We start from the raw sequence: 935 nt of genomic DNA, 5'->3' as shown, positions 1-935 counted from the left end.
ACGATCTCCTGGCCTTGCAGGACGAAGCGCTTGTCGCTCATGCCGACGGTGGGCATGGCGTCGGTGACCAGCATGAAGCGGTCCAGCGGCCGGGTGCGCAGCGCGATCCTCAGCGTGGCCGGATCGACGTGGCGGCCGTCGACGATGATCCCGCACCAGGCCGACTGGCTCTCCAGCGCCGCGCCGACCGCGCCGGGGGCGCGGCTGGTAAGGGGCGACATGGCGTTGAAGAGGTGGGTGAAGCCGGTGAGGCCGGCGTCCAGGGCGGCGCGGACGGTCTCGTAGCGGGCGTTGGTGTGGCCGGCGGCGACGACCACGCCGGCGTCGGCCAGGCGGGCGACCATGTCCGGGGTGGTGGTCTCGGGGGCCAGGGTCACCAGGGTGCGGCCGCGTTTCAGCGACGACAGCAGGGCGATGGCGTCCTCGTCGAGGACGCGGAACTTGCCCGCGTCATGGATGCCCTTGCGCTGTGCGTTGAGGAACGGGCCCTCGATGTGCACGCCCAGCACGCCGGGCACGCCCTGTTCGATGGCCTGCTCGGTCGCCCGCATGGCAGCGTCGACCACGTGCAGGTCGTCGCTGATCAGGGTCGGGAGGAAACCCGTCGTGCCATAGGGCCGGTGGGCCGCGCCGATGGCGGCGATGGTCTCGACGGTGGGGGCGTCGTTGAACAGCACCCCGCCGCCGCCATTGACCTGGGTGTCGATGAAGCCGGGAACCAGCAGGCCGCCGGAAAGGTCCTCCACGACGGCGTCGGCCGGGACGTCGGCGCGGTCGACCAGGCCGACGATGACGCCGTCGCGCACCAGCAGGGCCCGGCCGGCGACGACGCCGGCCGGGGTCAGGATCTCGGCGTTTACGAGCGCGGTGACTGGAGCGACGGGGGCCATCAGACGGTCTGGGTCACCTTGTTGAGGTGGGGCGGGCTGTCGGGG

The 935-nt window shown here is 72.1% G+C and carries 1 protein-coding gene; it reads right to left on the bottom strand.

Going from position 1 to position 935, the window contains the following annotated elements; translation table 11 throughout:
* Positions 1 to 890: N-acetylglucosamine-6-phosphate deacetylase (gene nagA / locus AC2YHT_RS25650; RefSeq protein WP_487292612.1), on the bottom strand; the 890-nt coding region annotated here is incomplete at its 3' end.
* Positions 891 to 935: the final 45 nt, after the last annotated feature.

The sequence above is a fragment of the Caulobacter sp. SRI_008 genome (genome assembly GCF_057586355.1).
This window is presented reverse-complemented; position numbering and strand designations above follow the sequence as displayed.